The 26,747-nt window shown below is 70.7% G+C and carries 25 protein-coding genes and 5 pseudogenes; 15 read left to right on the forward strand and 15 right to left on the reverse strand.

What is annotated here, in order from left to right; all coding sequences use genetic code 11:
- The first annotated feature begins 139 nt into the window (after window positions 1-139).
- On the forward strand, window positions 140-565 hold the full coding sequence (locus N5875_RS36855; protein ID WP_318211786.1) for a hypothetical protein: 426 nt from the start codon (window positions 140-142) through the stop codon (window positions 563-565).
- A 156-nt stretch (window positions 566-721) separates the two neighbouring features.
- On the opposite strand, the pseudogene N5875_RS36860 reads toward N5875_RS36855, so the two are convergent.
- Together N5875_RS36860 and N5875_RS36865 are read right to left on the reverse strand one after the other, a co-directional pair.
- Window positions 722-847: pseudogene (locus N5875_RS36860) on the reverse strand (helix-turn-helix domain-containing protein); the annotation flags it as partial.
- 48 nt (window positions 848-895) lie between these two features.
- Window positions 896-1,456 (reverse strand): TetR/AcrR family transcriptional regulator, encoded by a 561-nt coding sequence (locus N5875_RS36865; RefSeq protein WP_318211787.1) that lies wholly within the window; start codon window positions 1,454-1,456, stop codon window positions 896-898.
- Between the two features lie 113 nt (window positions 1,457-1,569).
- On the opposite strand from N5875_RS36865, the gene N5875_RS36870 reads away from it, so the two are divergent.
- The 4 genes and pseudogenes from N5875_RS36870 to N5875_RS36885 all read left to right on the forward strand — a co-directional run.
- Window positions 1,570-2,256: an SDR family oxidoreductase gene (locus N5875_RS36870; protein ID WP_318211788.1), complete on the forward strand. Its 687-nt coding sequence runs from the start codon at window positions 1,570-1,572 to the stop codon at window positions 2,254-2,256.
- 126 nt (window positions 2,257-2,382) lie between these two features.
- A complete protein-coding gene (locus N5875_RS36875) occupies window positions 2,383-3,387 on the forward strand; it encodes an NADP-dependent oxidoreductase (protein WP_318211789.1) in 1,005 nt (334 codons plus the stop codon).
- Window positions 3,388-3,484: 97 nt separating this feature from the next.
- The gene (locus N5875_RS36880; protein WP_338498725.1) at window positions 3,485-4,378 is read left to right on the forward strand and encodes an alpha/beta hydrolase; all 894 of its coding nucleotides are present in this window, start codon (window positions 3,485-3,487) and stop codon (window positions 4,376-4,378) included.
- A 149-nt stretch (window positions 4,379-4,527) separates the two neighbouring features.
- Window positions 4,528-4,838 (forward strand): annotated as a pseudogene (locus N5875_RS36885) (IS256 family transposase); the annotation flags it as partial.
- 35 nt (window positions 4,839-4,873) lie between these two features.
- On the opposite strand, the gene N5875_RS36890 reads toward N5875_RS36885, so the two are convergent.
- From N5875_RS36890 to N5875_RS36905, 4 genes are all read right to left on the reverse strand, one after another.
- On the reverse strand, window positions 4,874-5,440 hold the full coding sequence (locus tag N5875_RS36890) for a GNAT family N-acetyltransferase (RefSeq protein ID WP_338498727.1): 567 nt from the start codon (window positions 5,438-5,440) through the stop codon (window positions 4,874-4,876).
- 74 nt (window positions 5,441-5,514) lie between these two features.
- A complete protein-coding gene (locus tag N5875_RS36895; RefSeq protein ID WP_338498729.1) occupies window positions 5,515-6,453 on the reverse strand; it encodes a MerR family transcriptional regulator in 939 nt (312 codons plus the stop codon).
- 161 nt (window positions 6,454-6,614) lie between these two features.
- Window positions 6,615-7,277 carry a M15 family metallopeptidase gene (locus tag N5875_RS36900; protein ID WP_318211793.1) on the reverse strand — a complete coding sequence of 221 codons (663 nt, stop codon included), beginning with the start codon at window positions 7,275-7,277 and terminating at the stop codon, window positions 6,615-6,617.
- An 11-nt stretch (window positions 7,278-7,288) separates the two neighbouring features.
- Window positions 7,289-7,837, reverse strand: coding sequence for a GNAT family N-acetyltransferase (locus N5875_RS36905; RefSeq protein WP_338498731.1), 549 nt, complete (start codon window positions 7,835-7,837; stop codon window positions 7,289-7,291).
- A 195-nt stretch (window positions 7,838-8,032) separates the two neighbouring features.
- On the opposite strand from N5875_RS36905, the gene N5875_RS36910 reads away from it, so the two are divergent.
- The gene (locus N5875_RS36910; protein ID WP_338498734.1) at window positions 8,033-8,716 is read left to right on the forward strand and encodes a maleylpyruvate isomerase family mycothiol-dependent enzyme; all 684 of its coding nucleotides are present in this window, start codon (window positions 8,033-8,035) and stop codon (window positions 8,714-8,716) included.
- Window positions 8,717-8,888: 172 nt separating this feature from the next.
- Here N5875_RS36910 and N5875_RS36915 read toward each other — a convergent pair.
- A pseudogene (locus N5875_RS36915) lies at window positions 8,889-9,304 on the reverse strand (IS5 family transposase); the annotation flags it as partial.
- 122 nt (window positions 9,305-9,426) lie between these two features.
- Here N5875_RS36915 and N5875_RS36920 point away from each other — a divergent pair.
- The gene (locus N5875_RS36920) at window positions 9,427-10,128 is read left to right on the forward strand and encodes a hypothetical protein (RefSeq protein WP_318211796.1); all 702 of its coding nucleotides are present in this window, start codon (window positions 9,427-9,429) and stop codon (window positions 10,126-10,128) included.
- Between the two features lie 92 nt (window positions 10,129-10,220).
- Window positions 10,221-10,664, forward strand: a pseudogene (locus N5875_RS36925) (IS5 family transposase); the annotation flags it as partial.
- A 615-nt stretch (window positions 10,665-11,279) separates the two neighbouring features.
- Here the strand turns inward: N5875_RS36925 and N5875_RS36930 are convergent.
- On the reverse strand, window positions 11,280-12,917 hold the full coding sequence (locus N5875_RS36930; RefSeq protein ID WP_338498737.1) for a hypothetical protein: 1,638 nt from the start codon (window positions 12,915-12,917) through the stop codon (window positions 11,280-11,282).
- Between the two features lie 482 nt (window positions 12,918-13,399).
- Window positions 13,400-15,430, reverse strand: coding sequence for an ABC transporter ATP-binding protein (locus N5875_RS36935; RefSeq protein WP_338498738.1), 2,031 nt, complete (start codon window positions 15,428-15,430; stop codon window positions 13,400-13,402).
- Window positions 15,431-15,959: 529 nt separating this feature from the next.
- Here N5875_RS36935 and N5875_RS36940 point away from each other — a divergent pair.
- Window positions 15,960-17,126: a tetratricopeptide repeat protein gene (locus N5875_RS36940; protein ID WP_338498739.1), complete on the forward strand. Its 1,167-nt coding sequence runs from the start codon at window positions 15,960-15,962 to the stop codon at window positions 17,124-17,126.
- A gap of 68 nt (window positions 17,127-17,194) precedes the next feature.
- Entirely contained in the window at window positions 17,195-18,250 is a 1,056-nt protein-coding gene (locus N5875_RS36945; RefSeq protein ID WP_318211801.1) for a polyprenyl synthetase family protein, read from the forward strand.
- Between the two features lie 34 nt (window positions 18,251-18,284).
- Here N5875_RS36945 and N5875_RS36950 read toward each other — a convergent pair whose 3' ends face one another.
- Window positions 18,285-18,881, reverse strand: coding sequence for a CGNR zinc finger domain-containing protein (locus tag N5875_RS36950; protein ID WP_318211802.1), 597 nt, complete (start codon window positions 18,879-18,881; stop codon window positions 18,285-18,287).
- Window positions 18,882-18,919: 38 nt separating this feature from the next.
- On the opposite strand from N5875_RS36950, the gene N5875_RS36955 reads away from it, so the two are divergent.
- Window positions 18,920-20,146: an MFS transporter gene (locus tag N5875_RS36955; RefSeq protein ID WP_318211803.1), complete on the forward strand. Its 1,227-nt coding sequence runs from the start codon at window positions 18,920-18,922 to the stop codon at window positions 20,144-20,146.
- Window positions 20,147-20,187: 41 nt separating this feature from the next.
- Here the strand turns inward: N5875_RS36955 and N5875_RS36960 are convergent, their stop codons facing one another.
- Both N5875_RS36960 and N5875_RS36965 read right to left on the reverse strand, forming a co-directional pair.
- Window positions 20,188-20,784: a histidine phosphatase family protein gene (locus tag N5875_RS36960; protein WP_338498742.1), complete on the reverse strand. Its 597-nt coding sequence runs from the start codon at window positions 20,782-20,784 to the stop codon at window positions 20,188-20,190.
- Window positions 20,785-20,873: 89 nt separating this feature from the next.
- Window positions 20,874-22,025 carry an alkene reductase gene (locus N5875_RS36965; protein ID WP_338498744.1) on the reverse strand — a complete coding sequence of 384 codons (1,152 nt, stop codon included), beginning with the start codon at window positions 22,023-22,025 and terminating at the stop codon, window positions 20,874-20,876.
- 64 nt (window positions 22,026-22,089) lie between these two features.
- On the opposite strand from N5875_RS36965, the gene N5875_RS36970 reads away from it, so the two are divergent.
- Entirely contained in the window at window positions 22,090-22,491 is a 402-nt protein-coding gene (locus tag N5875_RS36970) for a MerR family transcriptional regulator (protein WP_318211806.1), read from the forward strand.
- Window positions 22,492-22,893: 402 nt separating this feature from the next.
- Here N5875_RS36970 and N5875_RS36975 read toward each other — a convergent pair.
- From N5875_RS36975 to N5875_RS36985, 3 genes and pseudogenes are all read right to left on the reverse strand, one after another.
- Window positions 22,894-23,352: pseudogene (locus N5875_RS36975) on the reverse strand (SRPBCC family protein); the annotation flags it as partial.
- Between the two features lie 92 nt (window positions 23,353-23,444).
- Complete coding sequence (locus N5875_RS36980; RefSeq protein ID WP_318211807.1) at window positions 23,445-23,945, reverse strand: hypothetical protein; 501 nt, start codon at window positions 23,943-23,945, stop codon at window positions 23,445-23,447.
- A 5-nt stretch (window positions 23,946-23,950) separates the two neighbouring features.
- Entirely contained in the window at window positions 23,951-24,208 is a 258-nt protein-coding gene (locus N5875_RS36985; RefSeq protein ID WP_318211808.1) for a hypothetical protein, read from the reverse strand.
- Between the two features lie 247 nt (window positions 24,209-24,455).
- On the opposite strand from N5875_RS36985, the gene N5875_RS36990 reads away from it, so the two are divergent.
- Genes N5875_RS36990 through N5875_RS37000 form a run of 3 tightly spaced genes read left to right on the forward strand, consistent with a single transcriptional unit; the run spans window position 24,456 to window position 26,721 of the window.
- Window positions 24,456-25,118 (forward strand): MFS transporter, encoded by a 663-nt coding sequence (locus N5875_RS36990; protein WP_338498748.1) that lies wholly within the window; start codon window positions 24,456-24,458, stop codon window positions 25,116-25,118.
- A 14-nt stretch (window positions 25,119-25,132) separates the two neighbouring features.
- A complete protein-coding gene (locus N5875_RS36995) occupies window positions 25,133-26,125 on the forward strand; it encodes a Ku protein (protein WP_318211810.1) in 993 nt (330 codons plus the stop codon).
- Window positions 26,126-26,154: 29 nt separating this feature from the next.
- Window positions 26,155-26,721, forward strand: coding sequence for a type 1 glutamine amidotransferase domain-containing protein (locus tag N5875_RS37000; RefSeq protein ID WP_318211811.1), 567 nt, complete (start codon window positions 26,155-26,157; stop codon window positions 26,719-26,721).
- Window positions 26,722-26,747 lie beyond the last annotated feature (26 nt).

Here is a 26,747-nt window from a genome sequence, read left to right on the forward strand (position 1 = left end):
TGCCAGGCGGGTGGGAGTTCACGTGTGCGCCCCGCCCTTGGGCGGCTGAGAACCGCACGATCACGCCAGCCGGGAACGGTTCCGGACGAGTTGCGCGGACAATCGGCGACCGTGCTCGTGGCCGGGCTAGCGTCCGCCCATGTACACGACAAAGAAGCGCGTGATGCGCGCCCTCGGGATCGCGTCCGCCGTGGTGGGGCTCGTCACGCTCGGAACACCGTCAGTATCTGCTGCCGACGCGCCGTGCAACGAGAGTTATTGGGACTGCGAGATCCACTGGGGCGGGAACACCTATCAGGTGCAGAACAGCCACAACAACTCCGACTTCCAGTCGTGGCTCTGGGTCAACGACGAGTCCGCCGACGGTCGTGGCGCCTTCTTCCGGCTCGTTTTCCGGGGCGACCCGGACGGTACCGAATACCGTCGGCCCTGGGACAACGACGGCGCGAACAACGGGGGCTTCGTGACGACGTACACGCGCGACGTCTACGCCTTCAAGGTGTGCGAGGAAGGCAGTGGCCTGCCTGATGCATGCAGTGGCTGGATCTACCCGCGATCCGTGTAGCCCCGCCGTAGCCCCGCCGTGGCCCCGGCGACCGCGTGTGAGGGGCCCGTCGGCGGCACCCGTCAGCCACGTCCTGCACTGCTCGGTGTGCCGGTCGAAGCGGGCGAAGGCTTGGAGCCTGTCCCCGACCTGGGTCAGGTCGGACAGGGCGGGTAGCCGGTTCCCGGCGAGGCGGTCGCGCCAGGTGCGGACAGTGTCCAGGCGCAGCCCGGTCTCGCGGGCTATGCGCGCGTTGGTGCGGCCGCGCGCCGCGTGCAGGACGACCTGGGCGCGCTGGCGCAGTCGATGGCACCCTTTCCTGCGGCGTGCCGCGCTGCACGGCTGTTCCGGTCAGTCGGTGGCGGTCAGTGCCTCGCGTGCGGTGGTGAGGATCTCCTCGGAGAGCGGGGAGCCATTGGTGGCCCGGGACAGGACGAGTGCGCCGAGCATGGTGCACAGCCGGGTGAGGCCGTCCTGGTCCTCGGTGTCGAGCCAGTCGGCGAAGTCGCCCACTCCCTGGGTGTAGACGCGGCGGGCCTCGCTTTCTCCGCCGTCGCGGGCCATGTCGGTGGCGAGTGCGGCGACGGGGCACCCCTCTGCCGCGCTGTCGCGGTGCTCGGCGGAGAGGTAGGTGTCGATCAGCGCCCGCTGGGCGGCGTCACGCTGTCCGGCGTGCTGATCGAGCCCGTCCCTGTGGTGCTGGGCGAGTTCGCCGAACGCATGGGCGGTGGCTTCGTCGATGAGTGCCTCCTTGGAGGTGAACTGCTTGTAGAAGCCGCCGTGGGTCATGCCGGCCGCCTTCATGAGGTCGGCGACGCTGACGTGCGTCCCCTGTTCCCGGAACAGGCGGGACGCGGTTTCAACGACCCGCCGGCGGTTCTCCTCCGCCTGCGCCTGCGATACGCGGCCCATCGGCCACCTCCCGATTGGATGTCGACTGGCATCTATCTTAGGTCCATGTTTAGATTGTAGTCGTAATCTAATCGGTGGGTCGCGTGACGGCGGCCGTGGCGCTGGGAGTGGGCATGGAACTGAAGGACGCGGTGGCAGTGGTCACCGGCGCCAACCGGGGGCTCGGGCGGCATCTGGCCGGCCAGCTCGTGGAAGGCGGGACCAAGGTGTACGCGGCCGCCCGTCGCCCCGAAACGGTGGACCTTCCGGGTGTCATCCCGCTGCGGCTCGACGTGACGGACGCGGAGTCGATCCGGGCGGCGGCTCGCACCGCCTCCGACGCGACGCTGCTGGTCAACAACGCGGGCATCTCCACGGGAACGCCCCTGATGGCGGGCAGCCCGGACGCGGTACGTCTCGAGATGGAGGTGAACTTCTTCGGCCCGCTCGCCGTGACGCGGGCTTTCGCCCCGGTCATCGAGTTCAACGGCGGCGGCGCCGTGCTCAACGTGCTGTCGGTCCTGTCCTGGCTGCACCCGGCCGGCCTCGGTGCCTACGCCGCGGCGAAGGCCGCGGCATGGGCGCTGACCGGTGCCGCCCGAGAGGAACTGGCGCCCCGCGGCATCTCCGTCTCGGCCCTGCACGTCGGATACATGGACACCGACATGGCCGCCGGCGTTCCCGCCGGCCAGAAGACCGACCCCGCCGAGGTCGCCGCCCAGGCCCTGTCCGGCATCGAGCGGGGACTGCCCGAGATCCTCGCCGACGAGACCACCCGGCACGTGAAGCGGGGCCTGGCCGCATCGCCGTACGCAGCGTGAGGCGCGCCCGCCGCAGCGGTGTGGGGCGCCATGAACCAGCACTGAACACCAGAAAGCATCTCGTACCGGGGCATCCCGAAACGAGCGGAGATCCCGTCCCTGTGCGGACGAGACAGGGAGACGGCGATGAAGACCTATGTGATCGAGAAGTACGGTGACCAGTCCGCGGTGCGTGCCGCCGAGATGCCCGACCCGGAGCCGGGCGCCGACGACGTGCTGGTCAAGATCCATGCGGCCAGCGTCAACCCGCTGGACTTCAAGCTCCGCGACGGCGACTTCAAGCTGATCCTCCCGTACCGCCTCCCTCTCGTGCTGGGCAACGACCTCGCAGGAGTGGTGGTCCGGGTCGGCTCGGCCGTCACCCGGTTCGCAGTGGGTGACGAGGTCTACGCCCGGCCCGACAAGGACCGCATCGGCACGTTCGCCGAACTCATCGCCGTCCACCAGAACGACCTGGCCCACAAGCCGGCCACCCTCTCCATGGCGGAGGCCGCGTCCCTTCCCCTGGTGGCTCTCACCTCATGGCAGGCGCTGGTCGAGAGGGCACAGGTCCGGCCGGGCCAGAAAGTCCTGATCCACGCGGGCGCCGGCGGAGTGGGCACCATCGCCCTCCAACTGGCCAGGCACCTGGGCGCCCACGTGGCCACCACCGCGAGCGCGGCCAACGCCGCCCTGGTCAAGGAACTCGGCGCTCACGTCGTCATCGACTACCGCGCCCAGGACTTCGAGGAGCTCCTGGACGGCTACGACGTCGTCCTGGACACCGTCGGCGGCAAGACCCTGGAGAAGTCGCTGCGGGTCCTCAAGCCAGGCGGGAAGGTCATCAGCATCGCCGGGCCGCCCGACGGGGACTTCGCCCGCGAGCTCGGCGCGAACGCGGTCCTGCGGCAGGCGATGAAGGCCCTGAGCTTCACGACCCGACGCCACGCCAAGCGTCAGGGCGTCACCTACTCCTTCCTGTTCATGAAGGCCGGCGGCGACCAGCTGCGCGAACTCACCCGGCTCATCGACGCCGGAGCGATCCGCCCCGTCGTCGACCGCGTCTTCCCCTTCGGCCAGACCCGCGAAGCCATGGAGTACGCCGAGAAGGGCCGCGCCAAGGCCGGCAAGGTCGTCGTCGCGATGGCGTGAGGGCCGGCACTCGCCACACCACCGACAGGCCCCGGGCAGCGAGAGGACCCCACCTCCCGTCACCGCCCACATCCCCCCACACCCACAGGAACCGACCATGACCGCACCGCGCCGTTCCCCCACCCCCACCCCCACGCCCACCCCGTCGCACAGGGACGTGCCGACCCGTTCGGTGTCCCTGGGTGGCGTCGACTTCGTCTACCGGCAGCTCGGCCCGGAAGGAGACGGCGTACCGCTGATCCTGCTCCACCATCTGACCGCCGTCCTGGACAACTGGGACCCCCGCGTCGTCGACGGACTCGCCGCCCGTCGCCGGGTGATCACCTTCGACAACCGCGGAGTCGGCGCGTCGGGCGGCTCCACCCCCGACACCATCGAGGCGATGGCCCGCGATGCGGTGCTGTTCATCCGAGCCCTGGGCTTCGAACAGGTCGACCTGCTCGGCCTGTCGATGGACGGCTTCATCGCCCAGGTCATCGCCGCCGAGGAACCGCAGCTGGTGCGCAAGGTCGTCCTCGCGGGCACCGGCCCCGCCGGAGGCCCGGGCATCGACAAGGTCACCGCACTCACCCTCCGGGACATCCTGAAGGGCATCCTGACCCGCAAGGACCCCAAGCAGTTCCTCTTCTTCACCGACACCGAACACGGCCGACGCGAAGCACGCGCCTTCCTGGAACGGCTGAAGGAGCGCACGGACGACCGCGACGAAGCCATCTCACTGACGTCGTTCCGCGCCCAGCTCAAGGCCATCCACCGGTGGGGCCTGCAAGCGCCGGCCGACCTGTCCCGCATCCGCCAGCCGGTCCTGGTGGCCAACGGCGAGAGCGACCGAATGGTGCCGAGCGAGAACACCCTCGACCTCGCCGCACGGCTGCCCCGGGGCGAACTCGTCCCCCTCTACCCGGACGCCGGGCACGGCGGCATCTTCCAGTTCCACGACGCGTTCGTGGCCAGGGCCCTCGCATTCCTCGAAGCACGGCCCGACGCCTGACCACTGACGCCCAACCGCGAAGTCGAGCCCCGAAGGACTTACGACGCAGACCACTTACTGATCGTTTCAGAATGGGTTGATTCGCAGGTCTTGCACTCGGTGATCTTGGTCGGCAGGGTGTCCGACGTGCGTGCCGATCTTGTTCCCAGAAGGCGGTCAAGAAGATCGTGGACGATGAGGATGAGCTGCTGGCTTTCTACGGCTTTTCCGCCGAGCACTGGATTCATCTGCGGACCGCGAATCCCATCGAGTCGACGTTCGCCACCGTGCGGCTGCGGGCCAAGGTGACGAAGGGTGCCGGCAGACGGGCGCCGGGCTGGCGATGATTTTCAAGCCGGTCGAGTCAGCCCACGCCCGCTGGCCTGCTGTGAACTCCTCCCATCTCGTTGCTCTGGTCAGTGCTAAGGCGCGCTCCGAACGCGGCCACCTTGTCAAACGTCCCAAGCCCCTATCGGCGTGAGCAGCCTCAGCCGATCCGCAGAAGCTGGGAGGATCTCAGGCACTCGCGCGCCGTATGTGCAGGTGGCCATCGCGGGGGAAGGAGGGCGGTGCCGCGGGCAGGATGGTGTCGAAGTCGTAGCGGCTCTTCTGTGCAACCCGGCACGATGCCAGGTTGTCCACTTGGTGCAGGAGTTCGAGACGCTCCAGCCCGTCGGCTTCGAAGGTACCGAAGGCCCAGTTGGTGAGTGCGTCCAGAGCGCGGGAGGCCACTCCCCGCCCGCGAGCGTGCGCCGCGGTCCAGTAGCCCACTTCGGCCGTCGGTGTGCCGGAGGTGACCCCCTTGAGGACCACGTTGCCCACCAACTGTTCGCGAACTGAACCGGTTGGTGCCTCAAGGACGGCGAAGCTGAACCGGTCCCAGGTTGCCCAGCCCTGCTGCTGAGCCTGCACCCAGCGTGTCCCGTCGGCATCGTTGTCCACGACAGAGCTCGCCCACCGGCGCAGTGTCCGATCCCGGCTCACCTCGACCAATGCGGCGACGTCTTCCATGCGCCAGGGGCGAAGAATGAGAGCGGGAGAGACCGGCGACGCGGTGACCTGAAGTACGACCGGGGCACTCATCAGCCGATCATATGTGGCGGCGTTCTCACCCGATGCCAGCCGCGTCCGCCCTGTGCCGCCGTGTGACCGTCCCGTCATTGCTGTGTCCGGGCGCGCAGAGCCTGGACGGACCAGTCGAACACTGGAGCCAGGCTCTCCGGGGCCGGCCAGCCGTTGACCACTGCGAGCAGCTGGAGGTACCGCTCCCTGCGGGGGTCGTTCACGCTCTCCAGCCGAGTCACCAGCCGGCGACGAAGCTCGATGTCGTCGGGGTGGCCGAGGAGGTGCGCGTAGTACGCCGTGAACTGCGCGACGATCGGATCGGCCTGGGGTGAGGCCGGGTCGATGCCGGCGGTCAGGGCTGGGCCGACCTGGTCACGGACGGCTGCGACGATGTCGCGGTGCGGGGCCGTCACGTCGCTTCGGGTCTGCTCGGCCGCCTGGTCCTCGGCCATCCGCCGCACGACGGCGCGGAAGCCCGGGTCCAGGGACATTTCGGCCAGCTCCACCCACGCCTGGACCTGCTCTGCCTCCGGGTTGTCGGGCAACTCGGGGGTCATCGAGCGCATGACCCCCGCGAATGCGGGGGCGGCGTCAAGACCGCCGAAGACGGCGTCGAGGAAATCGCCGATCAGACGGCTGCGTTCGTCCTCGGAAAGCCGGGCCAGCTGGTGCATGCGTTCTGTCTCCTCAGGTGTGGACCCGCGCTCGGCCACCGCCGTCAGCACCGCGCGCCGCAGGCGCAGGACGCGGATCTGCACCGTCAGTGCTTCGGCGTGCGCCGCGGCGACTTCGGGAAGCGAGAGCTCGCGGTCCACGACCTTGCGGATCGTGGAGAGGTCCAGTCCCAGCTCGCGCAGGGTCCGCACGAGGTCCAGGCGTGCGACGGCGTCGATGCCGTAGAGGCGGTAGCCGGCCGGGCTGCGGTCGGTCGGCGCCACGATTCCGCGATCGGAGTAGAACCGAATGGTCTTGACCGTGAGACCGGTCCGTTGAGCAAGTTCGCCGATCGGGTAGAGCGTGTCGCCGTTCATGTCCCCACCTTTGTGTCTCCCCCTACGGGAGACTCAAGTCCCTTCGCCTGCCGGCAGGCAACCACTCCTCATCCACAAGTCTTGACAATTCTTCTTGCCGGGCCAGGGCGGGCGGCTCGCCGTCGGTGTGCTGCCCGGGCCGGAACAGAAGGTCTGGCCGGTCAGCTGCGCGGGTCGAGCTTCTTGGGACCGTAGAGGGCTGCGGCCTTTCCTGTGAGCAGGGCCCAGTAGCGGTCCCCGAAGGACCAGTGCCACCACTCGGTGGGGTAGTTCACCAGTCCCGCGGCCGTGAGGACGGTGCCCAGCAGCTTCCGGTTGGCGCGGGCCTCCTCGCTGATGTTCGGGGCGTGGGTGTAGCAGGCGCCGGCGCTCTCCTCCGGGTCCGCGTTCATGCGCGTGCCCAGGTCCAGCTCGTGTCCGTCGGCATCGGCGAGGGTGAGGTCTACGGCCGCGCCGGCGCTGTGCGGCGCGATGCCGGGTGGTGACACGTACCTGCTCGCCGCCGAGTGGATCTCATGGGGGGACCAGCCGGGGTTGGCGGCTCGTAGCAGGCCGGCGTACTCCTCGAAGTACTCCCGCTGGAGGGAAGGCGGCCGGTATCCCTCGACGAACAGTAGCCGTATGCCCACCGGAAGCATCGTCTGTGCGGTGAGCAGCCGTTCCAGCACGCCTTCCCGCAGGTGGGCGAAGGCGTCCGCCGGGTCCTGCTTGCGGGTGTCGACGAGCAGACGGCCGCCGAGGCGGACGTCCACGAGGCGTTCGCCGGTCTCGGCCACGGGCACGGCGGCGACCTTCGGGTCCGACATCAGCACGATCGCGTTCATGGTGCCGTCCTTCATCCGGTCGGTGTGGTCGAGGGGCGCACGCCGAACCACTGCTCGGCGCCGTACTCCTCGAATCGCTCGACCTCGGTGAAGCCCAGCTTCGCCGCGAGGCGCATCGCGCGGTCGTTGGCGCTCCGGGTGGAGAGCACCACCGGTTCGCCAGGGCGCGCGCCGGCGAACCAGTCGAGTGCCGCCGTGCACGCCTCGAAGGCGTACCCCCGGCCCCATGCCTCCGGCAGGAACAGGAAGCCGAGTTCGGCCTCCCCGGCGTCGGGGCGGACGTGCCCCCGGCGCTGGGCACTGCGGGGGTCGAGCGTGATCGTGCCGATCATCGTTCCGTCGAGTGCGACCACGAAAAAGCCGGGGCGTCGGCCGGGTACTTCGGGCATCGCGCGTTCGAGTTCGTCGCGAGGCCGGGCGCCGCCGATGTAGGCGCCCACCTCGGGCGAGGCGAACAGTTCGACGAACACCGCACGGTCCCGGGCCTCGGACGCGCGGAGCACGAGCCGTTCGGTCGGTATCGGGACGGGCGGCCAGGCGATGGTTCCGGGTTCGATCACGGAGGGGAACCTATCCCACGCCCCGTGGGAACGACCGGCGGAGAAGCCCGGCTGCTGCCTGGTGGTCTTCTCCAGAGGTCTGCAACCGGGACCGCTTCGGCACGCGTGTCGATGATCAGAGAAGCGAGCGCAGAGCGGAATCGGCGGGCCGGCGAAGCGAGCGCGGGACGGCGAACGGACGGAAGGTGACACAGCGTGGATCACGACCAGGTGCTCGAAGCGTTTCAGCTGGAATGCGAGGCTCTCGACGACGCCGTGGCCGGACTGTCCGAGGGTGAGTGGAAGCTCCTGACACGCTGCACTCCCTGGACGGTACGCGACCTGCTCGGGCACGTATGCGTGGTGATCGACTGGCTGCCGGCCATGCTGGACGCGCCGGCCCCCGGCGAGGCGGAGATCTCCGCGGTGGAGTACTACCGCCCGGACGACCGCTTCTCACCCCGGACTAACGGTAAGCGGATCGCATTGGCCCAGGAGCGTGCGGCGGCACCGGCCGACGGCGCCTCCTTCGCCGAGGACTTCGCCACGACGTGGCGGCGGGTCGACCGGCTGTGCCGGGCCGAAGCAGGCGGTCGGACGGTACGGACACGCCATGGCGACGCCATGCTCCTGTCGGAGTTCCTCCTCACCCGCGTCGTGGAAGTCGCCGTCCACGGCCTCGACCTGGCCGACGCACTCGGACGCGAAGCCTGGCTCACCCCGGCGGCCGGTGACACCGTGACGGAGCTGCTCCTGGGAGCGGAACACGCCCTGGCGGCCGACAAGCTGGAGTGGAGCCGTCCCCACTTCCTGCGCAAGGCCACCGGCCGGGAGCCGCTGACCGAGCCTGAGGCCGCACAGGTCGAACGGCTCGGCATCCGCTGGCTCGCCCTGGGCTGATCTCCGTGCACAAACCGGTCTGGGTCGGAGACCGCGCCCAGGTAGTGGTGGCCAGTCATGTGGCACCAGGCGGGCAGGTCGAGAGGGGCGGCCGGGACAGTGCTCGGCGCGGTCGATCTACTTGCGCAGGCTCACCCGCGGCCTCGCGCTCTACGGGGCGTAGCTGATCGTCTCAGGATGAGGTTCGCAGGCGGCGCAGGGATATGAGGCTGCAGGCCAGTTCGAGCAGACCCTGATGGAGATCGGCGCGTCGCTCGTAGCGGATGCGGAGCCGTTTGAACTGGCCAGGCGAAGGTGCGCTCGACCACCCAGTGCACCTTGCCCAGTCCGGAACCGTGGGTGATGCCGCGCCGGGCGATCAGCGGCTTGATGCCCCGCTTCCACAGTAGGCGGCGGTACTTGTCGAAGTCGTAGCCCCGGTCCGCATACAGGCGCCGGGGCCTGCGGCGGGGACGTCCGCGCAGACCTCGGATCGGCGGAACTGCGTCCAGCAGCGGCAGGAGCTGGGTGACGTCGTGCCGGTTGCCGCCGGTGAGGCTTACGGCGAGCGGGGGTTCCGTGACGGTCGACGATCAGGTGGTGCTTACTCATTCGGAAACGATCAGTTAGGCCGATCAGGCCGAGCCGAGCGAGTCGAGTCGGGTCGGCCAGGCGGCCGGGTTATACGTGATCCCTGTGGAGCACACCCCTCGGCGATACGGAGGTCGATCGTGACGAACGGCGACAAGTGGACGGCCGTCGGGCCTGCCACAGTGGGCTTCGAGACCAAAACCGGCACCTTCACCACAGGTGCCCGGATCAGCGGCCGCGAGACCGGACTGGCGGCGGCCTGCGAACAATCCGGGAGCGGTGTCCACGGGACGGGCAAGGGCGAGGCCAAGCCGGGGGTGCTCGGCTCCTCGACGAGCAACAACGGCGTCGGTGTGAAGGGCGAAGCTCACGTCGGTTCGACGGCCTTCGGTGTGTGGGGCAGTTCGAACAGCGGCCTCGCCGGCTTCTTCGAGGGCAACGTCCGCGTCACCGGCAGCTTCGAAGTGGAAGGCAACAAGAGCCTCGCACTGCGCATGGACGACGGGACGCATCGGATCCTGTACGCGGTGGAGGCCCCGGAGAGCTGGTTCGAGGACCTCGGTTTCGGTGAACTCGTCGACGGCCACGCCCGGGTCACCCTCGACCCGGAGTTCGTCGCGGTCACCGAGGACGCCCCCTACCACGTCTTCCTCACGGAGTACGGGGCTCCGAGCGGCCTGTACGTGACGGACCGGTCCGCCGCCGGCTTCACCGTGCGCTCGGCCGCCGGCAGCGACACGAGCGGCGAGTTCAGCTACCGCGTGGCGGCCCTGCGCCGTGGCCCCCAGCCCGAACGGTTCGCGGTCCGTCCCGCCCTCTCGACGCCTGGATCGGTCGGCTAGGCACTGTCCGGCTGATCATGTGGCTGTCTGATCAGTTGCTCGTTGATGCAGTCATGGGGCGGGGAGATTGAACGCATCGCGAGTGGTCGCTTGTGGAGCCGCATCTGCCACCTTCCGGCAGGCGGGGAGGCCGGTGGAACGATCACCGCACCGCTTCAACGGAATTATGTTCCGGATCCGCACCGGCGTCCCTCGGCGTGACCTGCCGGAACGATACGGCTCCTGGAAATCCGTCTACGAGAGGCATCGCCGCTGGTCGGCGGACGGCACCTGGGACCGGATCCTGCAGGCGGTCCAGGCCCACGCCGACCTGGCCGGCCGGATCGACTGGGGCATGGTCGGTGTCGACTCGACCTCCTGCAGGGCCCACCAGCACGCGGCCGGAGCCCGCAAGGCCACCCCGCGGGTTCCGAAAAAAGGACGACGCCCCGGCACACCGCCCCGACGAGGGGGTCGGACGGTCCCGGGGCGGGCTGACCTGCAAGATCCACCTCGCCGTGAAATACCGGGACCGACCTCTCAGAATCCCGGGGCAGGGATGAGGCTCGGCCACCACTGGGGCACGCCGCTGGGGCACGGAGGAGTGGCGGCGCTCTCCCAGAAGACCGAGATGACGCACCAGACAACACCCAGCAGCGTCACCGCGAGAGCCAGGGCATGGAGAAGGGGACGATTCCCCAGACAGGCGCCCACAGCAACCCAGACCAGCAGCAGGACCGTCCAGAGACCCGGGATGAACAGCCACACCAGGAAACTACCGTTGGCCGCGTTGTTCACCCCCACGTCACAGGCGGTCCACGACCTGCCCAGAAGCATGGCAGCGGATACTGCGAGCAGTAGCGCCACCACCGCCCCGAGACCCCCGTGCAGCCGTCGACTCCCCACAGGCCCCCCGTTCTCCGTCCGATGCGGGAAGCGCCGGATCCGCATCGCTCATCACTGCCGGATCCATCCAGTCCCCGGCACTGACCAACGGGGAAACGGACGCCCCTGGATCCTAGTAATCACATGATCCGCCGGACAGTGCCTAGTGATCTGACCGCAGCTCGACGCGGTTCCTTCTCGCGCCGAGAGATCCGAGCCGTCGACCGCGGAGCCAGCCCGTCGACTCGCCACGCCCGGCCGGGCCGCCGGCCTATGCGGTCAGAGCACTAGGGAGGCGTCCTGTCCGCCGCGTCCTCGGGTACGGCGTCCGACGACGCGACACCGGGGGTGACGAGTGCCGAGAGGCACCGGTCCGCCGGGCGGCCGATCAGCTCGGGGTGCACCAGGAGGCCCTTTTCCTCCGCCGACTTGCTCTTGTCGGCGATCAACGGATTGGCGCGGGCCCAGTTGTCGCAGCGGACGCCCGTGATCTGCCAGCAGACGTCCAGCCCCGCTGCCCCGCCCGCTATCTCGAAGGTGTGGTCCGTGAGGGGACGGCTGACGTGCAGGTCGGGGGCCGGGGCGCCGATCGCGGTGAGCTGGTAACGGAAGGATTCGTTCAACGACTCGAGGTCCCGGTAGACGCCCGCCATGACGTCGCAGATGCTGTGCTCGTACTCCAGGGGCGTCGTCGCGCCGGCCCGGAGCCACTGCACGACTCCGTGCGTGTACTCGTGCACGATGATGCCGAGGTCGGCGGCCCCCGGCACGAGCTTCATGTCGAAGCGCATGCGCGGAGGGTTCGTCGTGCCGATCCATTCGCTCTTGTCGGCGGTCGGGACCCCCTGAGGGTCGACGTCGACCGGGACCATCTTGGCGTTGAGCGTCGTGTTGCCCAGGCCGCGGAGGTAGCGGGCGAAGGAGTCCACCCAGTAGTAGGCGTTCGCGCTGAGAAACGCCTTGTCGTTGGGGTGGGTGTCGAACACGAACGAGGGCTCGGTCGGCTCCGGCTGGGGGAACCCCGAGTCGTCCCAGTCCAGGCAGCGGCACCAGTCGCCGTCGAGGTGGAACTTCCCCGCGTCGTCGGCCTCCTTGATCTCCGCCTGGACCTCGTGGGCATGAGGTTTCAGGTCGGCGTCGCTCGACAGGGAACTCAGCGTGGCGCTGTTCGACGATGTCACGGGGTCGGGGATGAAGACCTTGAGCGTCGCCGTCGCGTATCGTCCGGCGACCTCGACCCAGAGGAGCTTCCCGCCGACGGCGTCGACGACGACACGGAAGTGCTCGAACGGGCCGGAGGTCTCGACGACGAGGTCGTGGACGAGGTGCAGCTTGCCGTCGGGGCGCCTCTTCCCCTTCTTCAACAGCGCGACCGAGGCGGTGGGGCGGTCCGCCTCCGGCAGTGGGGGCCTGGTCGTGTCACGCAGATAGACCAGGTCGTCGCGGACCACTGAAGCGGTTTCGTACCCCTCCTCGAAGGGGGCGAGCGCGGCCTTCTCGACGACGTCGGGAGCCATGGCCTCACTCGCGTCCGGGGCGTCGGAGACGTCGAGCTCCGTCGTGTTCTCGACCTGCACGACCGCCGCCTGCCCGGTGTCGGCCACCACCTGGAGCGTGGCCCCGAAGATCGGGACGTCCTGGTGGAACTGCTGGTAGCGGACGTTGAGCGTCGCCTCGTTCTCCTCCTTGCCGACCTCGCGGAGGTCCGCACCGTCCGTCCCGAGGTCCTGCGCGCGCTCTCGTACGAAGGTGTTGACGGCCCGGCGGGCGGTCGGCGCGCGGAAGAGCGTCGCACCGGGGTCCAGGTACCTGCGGAGGACGCCGTCGGCGCCCCTGTGCTCACCGACCCCGGGGGCCACCTTCAGCGGCAGGCCGGGCACTGGGCCCGGGTCGTTCCTGTGCCTGCGTTCGTCGTTCCGGCCCATGACGTGCTCCTCTGCGCACTCTGGTCCCATCCCCCTGGCATCCCGCCCCTGGGTGACGTGCTCCGTCGACGGACACCCCCCATCGGTCGGCCTCGGCGGCGCGGATGACAGTGGGGTACGTCAAGGGGCCTCCGCGGGACCGTCGATCCGGAAGTGCGAGGAGGGGCGAACGATGTCCGCCGCGCGTCCCCCGCTTGCGACCGTCGTGCGCGTCGCCAAGGTGCCGAAGTTCTGCCTGCCGCCCATGGCTCGTGCTCCCATCGCCTGCGGCCGCGTCCCCTCCACCAGCTTAGACACGTGCACGCCGGTCGACCACGCGACAGGATGGGCGCGCGGTGCGCCGCAGGGCGGCCATGCTGACTCACAGTCACAGTTTTGACTGTCCGTCACCGCGCTGACTCAGCGTTGCCCTGCTGACTCAGCGTCGCCGACTTGACTCACCGTCACCGTCACCGACCCGGGAGCCGCGCCGCCGCCGACGGTCATGGTGTGGCCTCCGCTCCGCCGTCCCCGCCGCCCGCCCGGGCGCCCGGAGCGCTCGGCGTCTCCGTGGCCCGTACGGGCTGCGCCGGCACAGCAGGCTGTACGAACTGGCGGGCCTGCAGCTCGTACGCCTCCCTGAAGGCCCCGGTGCCGGTGGCCGGGTCCATGAGCTCGGCGAAGGTGCCGTGCTCGACGACCCGGCCGCCGTCCAGCACATAGATCACGTCGGCGTGACGGGCGCTGGCCAGGCGGTGGGTGATCAGTACGGTGGTCTGCCCCTTGTCCGCCAGCTGGTGGATCTGGTCGAAGACCCGCTGCTCGGCGGCCGCGTCCAGGGCGCTGGTGGGCTCGTCGACGATCAGTACGGCGCCGTCGCGGTGCCGGGCCCGGGCGAGGCCGAACTTCTGCCACTGGCCGCCGGAGATCTCCTGCCCGCCCTTGTAACCGCGGGCGAGGAGGGAGTCCCAGCGACGCGGGAGTCCCGTGACGACCTCGTCGGCCCCCGAGTAAGCGGCGGCCGGTTCGATGGCCGCGTCGTCCATCGAACCGGACGTGCGTCCGATGCCGATGTTGACGCGGGCGGTGAACGGCCATCGGAAGAAGTCCTGGGCGACCATCGCCACGCGCGCGAAGACCTGCGCCCGGTCGGCCTCCGCCGTGCTCACCCCGCCCCACAGGACTCTGCCGCTGTCGGGGAGCCGGGCGCCGCTCAGGAGGCTGATCAGCGTCGACTTGCCGGCGCCGTTGCTCCCGACGAGGGCGACGGTCTTCCCGCGGGGGATGATCAGGTCGACCTCGGACAGGGACGGCTTGTCCTTTCCCGGGTAGGTGAAGGTGACCCGTTCGAACCGGATCTCGTCCACCTCCTCGGGCAGATCGCGCCCACCGGTGGGGATGGCGCGCCGCACGGCCTCCGTGCACAGGGTCTCCAGATCGGCGACGAACAGCGCCTCCTCCTGCACGTCCGTGACACGCAGGACGAGGTCGGTGATGCTGGCCGAGCCGGTGCGGATCGCCAGCACCGCCGTGCCGGCCACCGCGAGGTCCATGCGCCCGTTCCACAGCAGCAGCCCGAGTACCCCGTACGTGGCGACGGTGGCGAGCCCCCGGGCCGAGTCGGCCAGCACATGGGTGCGCGCGCCGGTCCAGGCGAGCCGGGTCTGCTCGCGTTCGCTGGTCTGTGCCATCTCGCGGAAGTGGGTGAGGAGGAACGGAGCCACGTCGTGGACGCGGATCTCGGCCGCCGCCTGCTGGTTGATCAGGAGCTGGCTGATCAGTTTGGCGGCCCGGACGTGCTGGACGAAGCGGTGCCAGCTGACGTACCGGTGCCTGGCCATGGTGAGTGAACCCCACGCGCTGGGGAGCGCCATGAACGCCAGCAGCGGCAGGAGCGTCCAGTGCAGCACCGCGAGAACACCGGCGGCGGCGATCAGGGAGATCGTCGAGGTGACCACGGCGGTGCAGTAGCCGACCATCCGCCGGGCCGCGTCGGCGCCCCACTGCGCGGAGTCCATCAGCTTGTGGAAGGCGTCGTCCTCGATCGCCTCCAGCTCCACCCTGGCCACCAGCCCGAGATAGCGCTCGGTCGCCACCCTCTGGGCCTTCGGTTCCAGAATCCCGGTGGCAGCGGCCGAGGCCGACTTGCATGCCGAGCCGATCACCGCCAGCACGGCGACCAGGGTGAGCGACGGCAGCGCGGCGCGGAGCCTTCCGGCGATGTCGCCCGAGGCCAGCAGCTCGACGAGGAGGGAGTTGACCGCGATCAGGGAGACGGCCTGTGCGATGCCGCGAGCGATCTCACAGACGGCGACCGTGACGAACGCCCGCTGGTCGGCCTCGCGAGCCAGCCGGATCGCCACCGCGACCTGCCGCGGCAGCGCGCCGCCCATCTGCCGCAGCCCGAGCTTGAGCCAGGCGCCGTCGTGGCTGCCCCAGCCGTAGTCGTAGGTGAGCTCGCCGCCGAACAGCAGCTGCTCGGAGGGCGAGGGGCCGTCCACCGAGACAGGGGCGGTGACCTTGCTGTCGGTCATCCCCACCACCTCGCATCCGGCCGTGCCGCGCAGGAGACGCAGGCGGTACGTCGGGGCCGTACCGTCACGGCGGAGAGACGGGAAAGCGCAGGTCCAGCAGCGGGAGGAAGAGCGGTCCTGGGATGCGGCAGGGGGTACATGTCAGCCTCCGGGAAGGGGTGCGGTAAGGGGTCGCCGGGCTCAACGACGACCCCCGCCCTCTCGAACACATGACTTTTGGACGCGCTGTGAACCCCGACTCCAGGCGAAAGTTCGTTCGTTCCCGGTACACCGACCCTTGCCGGGCTTGGCCCGTGCGTGGACGCGTCGGTGGCCGAAACGCCGACGCGGTCGCGGTCGTGGCCGTGCAGGCTTCGGAACCGCCCCCGACGTACGTCTCGCTGAGGAGCGTCGGCCACCGCGTAGTACTTGAGGATGACCAGGTGCCCGTACGGAGACGGACATTGCGACCGAGGGGGAACCTGGGCCCGGTGCAGCCGTCTTGATCCTCGCGTCGGCTTGATCGTCGAGTCGACCCGAGGAGGTTCTGATGGCAGGTCAGGTGACGGTGACGGTGACGGAGAGGCCGGCGATGGCGTCGGCGCCGGAGTATCAGGGGGCGCTGGGGTCGCTGTCGGTGAACGCCTCCCTGCCCGAGGTGCTCTCCCGGGGCGTCCGGGAGCTCCGGGCGGCGGAGGAGGCCGGGGACCGGCGGGAGGTGGCGCGCTGCGGGCTGGCCGTGGCGGAGGCATGCCGCAGGCTCGGGCGGATCGAGGAGGCCGACCGGGCGTGGAAGGCGAGCTATCGGGCGGCGCGTTCGGCCGGTCACGAGGGGGCCATGGCGTGGGCGTTGTGGAGCGGCGGCACCCTGGCCCGCCAGCGCGGAGCGCTCAGGCTTGCGTACCGGCTGCTGGGGCTGGCGGCCGAGGCGGGTGAGCGGGGCGGGGACGTCGTCGTGCGGGGCTACTCGCTGGCGGGGCTCGCCGAGACCGGGCGCATCCAGGGCGACTACGAGGCGGTCGGGAGGCTGCACGAACAGCTGCTGGCCGAGGCCCGCCGCCGCGGCGAGGCCCGGCACACGGTCTGGGCGTTGGAGGGCATAGCGCAGATGCACCGCAACACAGGCTCCTACGACAGGGCCCTGGCCCTCTTCGAGGAGGCGGCCGAGACGGCGTCGCGCGCGGAAGACCGACGCGGGTGGGCATGGGCCCTGCGGGGCATCGCCGACGTGGTGTCCGTACGGGACGGGGACGTGGAGCGGGCCCTGTCCCTGTTGTCGCAGGCGGAGGAGGCATGCCGGGAGATCCGGCTGGCCGGCGCGCTCGCCTACAACCACAAGATGCGCGGCAACGTGCTGTACCGGGCGGGTCGTCACGAGGAGGCCCGTGAGATGTACGCCCAGGCGCTGGGGGAGTTCCGTGAGATGGAGGAGCCGCGGGGGACGGCACTGTCGAGGCTGGGACTGGTCAAGGCCGACGCCCGCCTGGGCCGCGACGCCGCGCACACCGCCGCGGAACTGACCGAACTCCGCACGACGCTGGACCGCATCGGGCTGCGGCACGCCCGGGACATGGTGGACAAGGCCGCGGCCGAGCTGGGAGTCGGCCCATTGCCGGACCACACCGGAGACGGACCCGGGAGGGGAACAGCTGATCCGGTGCTGCCGGCGGTCGGGGCTGAGACCCTGCAGCGGGCCGACGTGGAGGGGCTGCGGTGAGCGCCCTCCCGATGTCTGCCGGGGTGGTCTGCTCGCCGGCCGGCCCGCCGGGCGCCGAGGACGTGACCATGAGGATCACCTCAGGCTCTCACGAGGTCTCGGCGACCGTCGTCCTGGAGCGGTGCCGGGAACTGGTCCGGCCCGCGCTGGTGGAGGCGGTGCGCCGCCTGCACCCCTGGACCGGTGAGATGGCGGCGTACGCGCTGGGCTGGGCCGATACGACCGGAAGCCCGGACCCCGGCGGATCCGAGGGCAAGGGGGTGCGGCAGGCGCTCGCCGTGCTCGGCGCCGAAGCCGTCGGGGCGGACGGGGCCCACGCCGTCCCGGGCGCCGTCGCCGTCGAACTCGTGCACACCTTCTCCCTGCTTCACGACGACATCATGGACGCCGACGCCCTGCGCCGGCAGCGCCCGGCGGTCTGGAAGGCCTACGGGACCGGGCCGGGCGTCCTCACCGGCGACGCGCTCCTCGCCCAGGCCGTGACATGCCTGGCCGAGGCCCCCGGCCCTCACACGGCGGCCGCGGTACGGCACCTCTGCCGCACCCTGAACGCGCTGGTGTCCGGCCAGGCGGAGGATCTGCGCTTCGAGGAGCGCCCTTGGCGCGGACCCGGCGCGGTCGGGCCGGACCAGTACCGGTCCATGGCCGAACACAAGACGGGCGCCCTGCTGGGCTGCGCGCTCGCGCTCGGCGCGACCCTCGGCGGCGCCCCCGACACGACCGTGACCACGCTCGACCGGGCCGGACGCCATCTCGGCCTCGCGTTTCAGGCGGTGGACGACATCCTCGGTATCTGGGGAGACCCGAGAGTGACCGGCAAGCCCGTCCACGCCGACCTCCGGCAGGGCAAGAAGACCTTTCCGGTCCTCATCGCACTGGCCGACGGAGGCAAGGCCGCGCGCGAACTCGCGGCGCTGCTCGACTCCGCCGAGCGGATCGACGGCGAGACCGCCGAACACGCCGCGGCGCTCGTGGCGGACGCCGGCGGGCGGACCGGGACGCGCGAGGAAGCGCGCCGACACCTGGACGCCGCTCACCACATCCTGCGCGAGGCGTCGCTGACACACCCCGCCGCACAGCAACTGGACATGTTGTTCAGCCACTTGCTCGACCGAACGTGGTGACGCGGGCGGCCCTGGGATCCGAGCGGCCGGGTCGTCACGTGAGGTCGCTCGGCGGTACGGCGGCGCGGGAGCGTCGATGGGCCGCCACGCGTTCGCGAGTCGCGCATCGGCGGGAGCAGTAGCGGCGTTCCGGACCGCTGCCCTGGGCGATGAAGACGTTCCGGCAGCCGGGGGAGGCGCAGATCCTGCCGGGTGGGCGCCGGCGGTCCCAGACGAGGACGGTCAGGGCCATACAGGAGGAGGCGAGGAGCCACTCGTCCCACGGGGCGTCGTCGTCGGTGTCCAGGTGGGGGTGCCAGGGGGTGCTGCCGCCGTGTGACGTCAGACGGAGCGGCCCGGTGTGGTCCCGCAGGAGGCGGTTGAGGACTGCTGCGGCCGCATCGGCGTGCTCGGCGGCGAAGACCTGCCGCAGCAGCGCGGCGGCGGTGCGCATCGCGGCGACTTCGCGGGCGGTGAGGTCGATGGGGTCCGTCTCGCCGTAGGCCCGTAGCACATCGGCCACTTCGGTCGGATCAGGAGATTCGTCGGCGAGAACGTTGAGAAGGGCGGCGGTCCGCTGAGCCGTCGTCAGTACGGAGTGGCGGCTGGACCAGTCGTCGCTGTGGGGAGGCACCCGCCGAATGTAACGCATCTTGCTGCGTTTTGAGTTACCTGCGTAACGTCCGGGTGATGAGAAAGCGTTACTCGCTCGCCCACTGTCTCGCCGGGGCGATGGCGGCTCGGGCAGGGGACGAGATGTCCGGACCGGCCTTGATGCTGACGGGATTCGCCCTGGCAGGATCGACCACCGACGCGTCGTCCCTGCTCGCGGCGATCACGATCTCCGCCGCGGTGGGAGGGCCCGTGCTCGGAGCGCTCCTCGACAGGGCGGGACGCCCGGGACGCCTGCTTGCCGGGGCGCTGTTCCTGTACGCGGCCGGGCTGGCGACGATTCTCCTGGGTCTCGGGCGGTTGCCGTTCCCCGTGACCCTCCTGACCGCGGTGTTGACGGGACTGCTGGGACCGGCCCTCTCGGGAGGGTGGACGGCCCAACTGCCGCGCGTCGTGCCGATCGAGCGCCTGCCCCGGGCCAACGCGCTCGACGCCATGACGTTCAGCGGGGCGAGTCTGGCCGGCCCGGCTCTCGCGGGCGTCGTGGCGGAGGCGCTCGGATCCCCGACGGCCGTGGTGTGCTCCGCGGCGCTCATCGCCGCCGCCCTGCCCGCGGCATGGCTGCTGCCTGCCCGCCAGGGCACGGCGCGGGGCGTCAGGAGGAGCTCGGTGCTCGGTGACCTCGCCGCCGGAATACGAGTCGACCTGTCCGCCGGAATACGCGTCATCGTCCGAAGGCCGCCCCTGGCCCGGGCGACCCTCACCTCCGTCGTCTCCTGCGTCGCCCAGGGAATGCTGCTGGCGTGCATCCCGATGCTGGGCGAGCGCGTCCTCGGCGGAGCGGGCCGCGGTGCGGTGCTGCTCTCCTGCACGGCGGTCTCCGCCCTGGTGGCCACCGCCCTGCTCGCCCGGTTTCCGCGTGCCATCGCCCCCGACACCGTCATCTGGGCCAGTGCCCTCGTCCAGGCTGCCGCGTTGGCCCTGGCCGCGTCCGGCCGTCCCGTCATGCTCGTCCTGGCCGTCGTGATGCTGGGGATCGGTGAAGGACCCCAGCTGACCGCCTTGTTCGCGGTCCGCCATCGGGAGGCCCCGGACCACCTCCGCAGCCAGATCTTCACCACCGGCGCCAGCCTGAAGATCACCGCTTTCGCCGTGGGCGCGGCCGTCGCCGGCCCCGTCGCCGTACGGTCCCTGCCCGTCGCTCTCCTGCTCGCGGCGAGCGTGGCGGTCGCCGCGGCGCTGGCCTGCCTCGCGATTCCGGCCACGACCGTCGACCCGGCCGAGGACCGCGCGATGTCGAACTGATCGGGCGGGCAGACGCACGGCTGCGCGCGGAAGCCGATGGCTCAGGACGAGCCGCGGGGCCCGCGAGGAATCGCCAGGTCCGTCAGGAGCGCCTCGCCAGGACGCAGGCCGGCCCAGGTGCCGTACCAGGTCAGGACGGCGATCGCGGAGGTCGGGAACTTGGTCCGTACGCGCTCCAGGGCGCTTCCGTCCGCGCCGGTCGACCCGTTCGCCCCGTCTTCCCCGGCTGCGAGCAGCAGGACGAGGTCCTCAAGGCCGGGGTTGTGCCCGACCAGGACCAAGGTCGCGACCTCGTCGGGTACGTCGTGGAGGACGTCGAGCAGCTCCGCGTCGTCCGCCCCGTACAGTCGCGGGTCGTGGCAGGTCGGCACGGGGCTGTTCAGCTCCGCGGCGGCCAGCTCCCAGGTCTGGCGGGCGCGCCGGGCCGGGGAGCACAGGACGAGGTCGGGCAGTCCGCCGGTCTCCGTGAGGAACCGCCCGGCGGCGGGGGCGTCGCGCAGCCCGCGCGGGCCGAGGGGACGGTCATGGTCGGCGACGCCCTCCGGCCAGGCGCTCTTGGAGTGCCTCAGGACGAACAACCGGCGCGGTCGGCCGACGGCGGGGCCGACGTGCTCTGGAGTCTCGGTGGAGGGCGACACATCCTCGACCCTACGGGGTAGGTCGCCGAACGGACACGGACACGGACACGGACACGGACACGGACACGGACACGGACACGGACACGGACCTACGGGTGCGTCGCCACGGGGAGGGCACGGGGCGTGGCGATGGTCGCCGAGATGCGCGGGAGGGCGGGGTAGTCGGTGTAACCGTTCTCACCGCCCGTGTACATCAGGCCTTCCTCGCGGACGGGGTTGATGGCGGCGCCGGTCCGCAGGCGTTCGACGAGGTCGGGGTTGGCCAGGAAGGGGCGGCCCAGGGAGATGAGGTCGGCTCCGGCGGCGAGGAGGCGTTCGGCGGCGTGTCGGCCTCCGTCGGCGGGCAGCGGCCGGCCCCAGCCGAGTACCGGGTTGGCGATCAGGGTTCGTGGCCAGGCCTTCCGGATGTCGTGGAAGAGCGGCTGGTCCGGGTCGGCGAACACGAGGTGCAGGTACGCGGGACCGATGTCGTTCAGGGCGGCGACGAGGGCGGGGTAGATGTCCTCGGTGTCGCCCTCCTCGATGCCGTTGACGGTGAGGCCGGGTGCGAGCCGCACCCCCACCCGGTCGGGGCCGATGGCGTCGACGACGGCCTGGACCACCTCGACGACGAAGCGGATGCGGTGGGCGACCGGGCCGCCGTAGGCGTCGGTGCGGTGGTTGGAGCCCTTGGCGAGGAACTGGTGCAGCAGGTAGCCGTTGGCGGCATGCACCTCGACTCCGGCGAAGCCCGCGTCGACGGCCCTGCGGGCCGCGGCGGCGAAGTCGGCGACGGTGGAGCGGATGTCGTCGACGGTCATCTCGCGCGGGACGACCGCCGTTTGACTTCCGCTCGTCGTGTGGATCGGCTCGGGGAGGGCGATCGGCGAGGGCGCGACGGGCGTGAGTCCGCTGTTGTCGGGGTGGCCCACGCGGCCGCCGTGCTGCAGTTGCAGGAACATCCGGCCGCCGGCGGCGCGCACGGCGTCGGTGACCTGCCGCCATCCGGCGACGTGGGCCTCGTTGTGGATGGCGGTGATGTTCGGGTAGGTCTGGCCGACGGCGTTCGGCGTGGAGGCTTCGGCGATGATCAGGCCGGCGGAGGCGCGCTGGGAGTAGTAGGTGGCCATGACGGGCAGCGGGACGCCGTCGGCCGCGGCGCGGTTGCGGGTCATCGGCGCCATGACCAGACGGTTGGGCAGTTCCAGCGGGCCGAGGAGGGCGGAGTCGAAGAGGCGGGCTTCAACCGGTGCGTTCGTCATGCCCGTACGGTAGGAGTTGACACTGGTGTCAGGGGCAAGGCCGTGACCGGCGATCGGGGTGGGGATGCGGATCGGTGAACTCGCGCGGCGCAGCGGCGTGAGCGAGAGGTCGCTGCGCTACTACGAGGCGCAGGGCCTGCTGACGTCCGAGCGGACGCCCGGCGGGCAGCGCGACTTCGGCGAATGGGCCGTCGACCGTGTGATCCGCATCCAGGCGCTGTACGCGGCGGGGCTCACCAGCAAGAAGATCGGCAGGCTGCTGCCCTGCATGAGGGACACGGACGGCGCGCCGAGCGAGATCGCGACACCGAGGCTGGTCGAGGAGCTGCACGCGGAACGCGAGCGCATCGACCGCACGATCGCGGACCTGGTCCGCTCCCGGGACGTTCTCGACGAGGTCATCTCCGCAGCCTCCACCGCCTTCCCGACCGGTCTCCGCGCGGAAGCCCCGAGCGCCGTCGGGTGACGGCCACCGTGACGGCCGGTGGCTGAGTGTCCTGCGGCCCGAGCTGCGCACCGACCCCGGCGCGTCCTTCAGCGGCTGCCGCGGAGAGCCGGATTGGCTCTCCGCGGCAGCCGCCACTACGTGAACGCGTCGGGTGGCGGGGCCGCGGCCCGGCGCGCGGGGGTCGAAAGCGGGATGGTCAGCGCGACGGCCAGCGCGACGGCCAGCGCGACGGTCAGCGCGTGGGTCAGCTCAGCCCCGGGTTCACAGGCGCGGGTCGTCGGTGGCGGGCGGCATCGGCCAGGGCTCCTGCGCTCGCGAGGGCGTGCTCGTCGGACTGGGCGCCCCCATCTCTCCGGGGGCCTCCCGGACCGGCGCGTCGGTCGGCGTCGGCGAGCCGGACCCGGTCGGACCTTCGGTGGCGTCCGAGGGCTGGACGCGACCGCGCCAGGCACCGGTTTCGTGACCGTGGTCCTCGATGAAGCCCTTGAACCGCTTGAGGTCTCCCTTGACCCGCCTGTCCAGGATGCCGAGTGCGTCAGCCGCCTTCTCGGCCATGCCCTCGGGTTCCATGTCCATGGCGAGACTCACCCGGGTGTGACCCTCGTCGAGCTCTTGGAAGGTGACGACGCCCTTCTGCTGCACCTCGCCGCCGACCGTGCGCCACGAGATGCGCTCGTCGGCAAGCTGATCGACGATCTCCGTGTCGAACTCGCGTCGGACGCCTGCGATCTTGGTCCGCCAGTGGCAGTGCCGGTCGTCGACCTGCGTGACGTCCTCGACGCCCTCCATGAAGCGCGGGAACTCCTCGAACTGCGTCCACTGGTTGTAGGCGTTCCGCAGGGGAACGTCCACGTCGATCGTCTGCTTCACCATGCTCATGGCGATGCCTCCTGCCTGTGTCGCGGACAATTCGGGCTCGCTCCGCGCGTACCCGGCGAATCCCGGCCCAATCGTCGGGACGTCGGCTTCGATCACTCGGTCGGGTCGTCGGCTTCGGCAACTCCGTCGGGAAGTCGGCGGACGATCGTGAACAGGTGCCTCACACGGGCGTGTTCCAGCCCGTCGGCGTCACTCAGGCGCGCCGTGACTTCGTAGGTGCCGCAGTGGGTCCGCCCGAGGGGCAGGCGTTCCGGCGGCAGCCGGATCTCGTACGGGCCTCCGGTACGGAAGCTGCCGAGAGCGATCCGTCGGGTCACCGGGGCCTCACCCGCTCTGATCCTGATGGTTTCGAAGACGAGGCCGTCGGTGTCCGCCCCCAGCCGGAAGGTGAGGGCGGTGCTGACCACGGTGCCCTCCGGCAGTTCGTACGGGACCTCGGTACCCGGCCCGTCGAGGGGCACCGTGAACGTACCCAGGTCGTCGGAGACGAGAGACAGCTCCATCAGCTCGACGGCCTCCGTGGCGGGTCTGCTCGCTTCCCCGTGGGACGGGGGAGGGAGGGAGGCGGGGGACGCGCGGGTGGCGGGCTGCATGGGGTTCATCTCCCTGAGGTGGCTGCAAGGCCCTGCCGGGCCCGGCAGGGCCGGCGACCACGGCGCGTCGGGCGAACCCGAGGCGCGCGGTCCGGGACGACGGTGAACAGGCGCAGGGTGCCCGTCCGCAGGAACGGGTGGTGCAACTGGCGGGGGACCGGTCCGACGAGCAGCAGGTCGGGGTGGGAGAAGTGCGCGGAGAGCAGTTCGTGCAGGCAGGAGACGGTCGTCAGGCCGATCGCGCCGGTCAGTGTCAGGAGCACGGTGTCGGACCCGGACGTGACTTCCCGGACGGCACGAGCCCCGCCCTCCTGCGCCCGGTAGGGCGGAGGCGCGGTCGGGGGGCACGGCGTCATCATGACGCGGCGTCGGCGTCGCCGTCTGGTCATGGCCGGTCACCCTCGTGCGAACGTTCGTGGACCTTCTTCGCACGGGCGGCTGCCCGCTTCTCGACCCGGCAATCGTCGGGGGCGCGGTTCTTTGCTTCCCCCTGCTCAGCCTCCTCCACATGTGCTCAGACCCCGCCGCCTCGTGGTGGCCTCGGTCCCGACCCTGATGGCCGGCCGCATTCTGCTCGGTGCCGCCGAGGGCCCGGCGGCCTCCATGTCGATGCACGCCCTCTACAAGTGGTTCCCACCGGAGCGCCGCGCCCTGCCCTCGGCACTCCAGATCGGCGGCGCGGCCCTGGGCACGCTGATCGCGGCACCCCTGGTCACCTGGCTGATCGCCCTGGCCTTCGGCATGGTCGCGGTCACCATCCCCCTCCACTACATGACGACCGCAGAGGTCGTCCCTCCCGCCCAGCGTGGAGCCGTCTTCGGCATCGTCGCCGGCATCGGCACCCTCCCGGGCCTCGTGGCACCGTTCCTGACCGGCCACCTCATCGACACGGCCGACACCCCGGCCGCCGGCTGCACCACCGCCTTCCTCGTCGCCGGCGCGGTGATGCTCATGGCCGGCACCTGCGCCCTCACGGCCATCCGCCCGGAGCAGGACGCACGACGACTGGGGCTCGACGTCAGGCCCCAGCCCTGGCCGCGTCGCATCAGTGGTCACCGACCGGCCATGCACATTCCGATCAACCGATGGGCAGATCATGCCGACCTGGTGCCATTGCGGCGGAGGCTGTGCCACGAAATCCTTGACCCTATAAAAGCCGGGGGAGCGCGGTGAGGCGGGTGGTGGTCATGGTGCGGCCGGTGTGGTCAGGGGCCTTGACGTTCGGACTGGTGAGTCTTCCGGTCGGGCTCTACACGGCCACGGACAGTCACACCTTCCACTTCCATCAGTTGCAGCGCGGCACCTCGGACCGCGTCCGGAACAAGAGGGTGAACGAACGGACAGGTGAGGAGGTCGCCCTCGACGACATCGTCAAGGGATTCGACACCGGGGGCGAGTACGTACTCGTGGAGCCCGAGGAGCTGGCGGACGTCGCTCCCGGACGGTCCAAGGCGCTGGAGATCACCGGATTCGTCGAGCTCGACGAAATCGCCCCGATCTTCTTCGACAGGACGTACTACCTCGGTCCGCGCGGCAAGGACTACGGGAAGATCTACCACCTCCTCGCCCGGGTCCTGTCGGATGCGAACCGGGCCGGCATCGCGACGTTCGTGATGCGGCAGCGGGAGTACCTGGTCGCGGTGAAGGCCGAGGACGGGCTCCTGACCTGCCACACGCTCCACTGGGCGGACGAGATACGCGATCCCCACGAGCAGCTCGACGACCTCCCCGGCCGCACCAAGGTCTCGCCCAAGGAGCGGCAGATGGCCGAGCAGCTCATCGAGGCCCTGGCGATCGGCTGGGACCCCGAGGACTACCACGACACCTTCCAGGAGAAGGTCGCCGCGCTGATCGAGGCGAAGCGGGCGGGGGAGACCGTGGAGAAGGCCGAACCGGCCGCCGAGTCCACGAACGTCGTCGACCTCATGGAGGTCCTCCGTGCCAGCGTCGAGAACGCCGACGGCGCCGGGAAGGGCCGGGGCGGTCCCGGCCGCCGCGGCCGCCGCGCTTCCGGCAAGCCGGCCGGGGCGCGGTCACCGAAGGGCGGCGGCGCGGAGCGGCGGCCCGGCGACCTCCAGGAGCTGACCAAGGCCGAGCTGTACGACAGGGCGGCCGAGGCCAAGGTGCGGGGTCGCTCCACCATGACACGCGACGAACTCATCGAGGCCCTCGCGGCCTGAAGCGGAGCCCTTCACAGCAGGGAGACATCGTGTCACTCGACGGCAAGAACGTACTCTTCCTCACGACGAACTACGGCACGGAGCAGGACGAGTTGATGAAGCCGGCTGCCGCCCTGCGCGACGCCGGCGCCCGCGTCACCATCGCGGCGAAGAAGGACGAGGCGGTCCAGACCCTCGTCTCGGACCGCAAGCCAGGCGCTCTCGTCCCGCAGGACACGACCCTCGCGAAGGCGACGGCGGACGAGTTCGCCGCGGTGGTCGTGCCCGGCGGCACCGTGAACGCCGACCGGTTGCGGACCGACACGGACGCACGCCGTCTGCTCGCGGCCTTCGCCGAGGCAGGCAAACCGATCGCCGCCATCTGCCACGGGCCCTGGATCCTCGTGGACAGCGGGCTGACCGGTGACCGCGAACTCACGTCGTACCCGTCGCTCCGCTCCGACCTCGAGAACGCGGGCGCCACATGGCTGGACCGGGAGGTCGTCGTGGACACCTCCGGGCGCCATCCCCTCATCACCTCCCGTCGGCCCGGGGACCTCGACGCCTTCGCTTCGGCGATCGTCGACGTCCTCGAGACCGGCGGACACCGCGGCTGACGATTCCGGCCTGTCGCGGCCCGGTC

Source organism: Streptomyces sp. SJL17-4 (assembly GCF_036826855.1).
GTDB lineage: Bacteria > Actinomycetota > Actinomycetes > Streptomycetales > Streptomycetaceae > Streptomyces.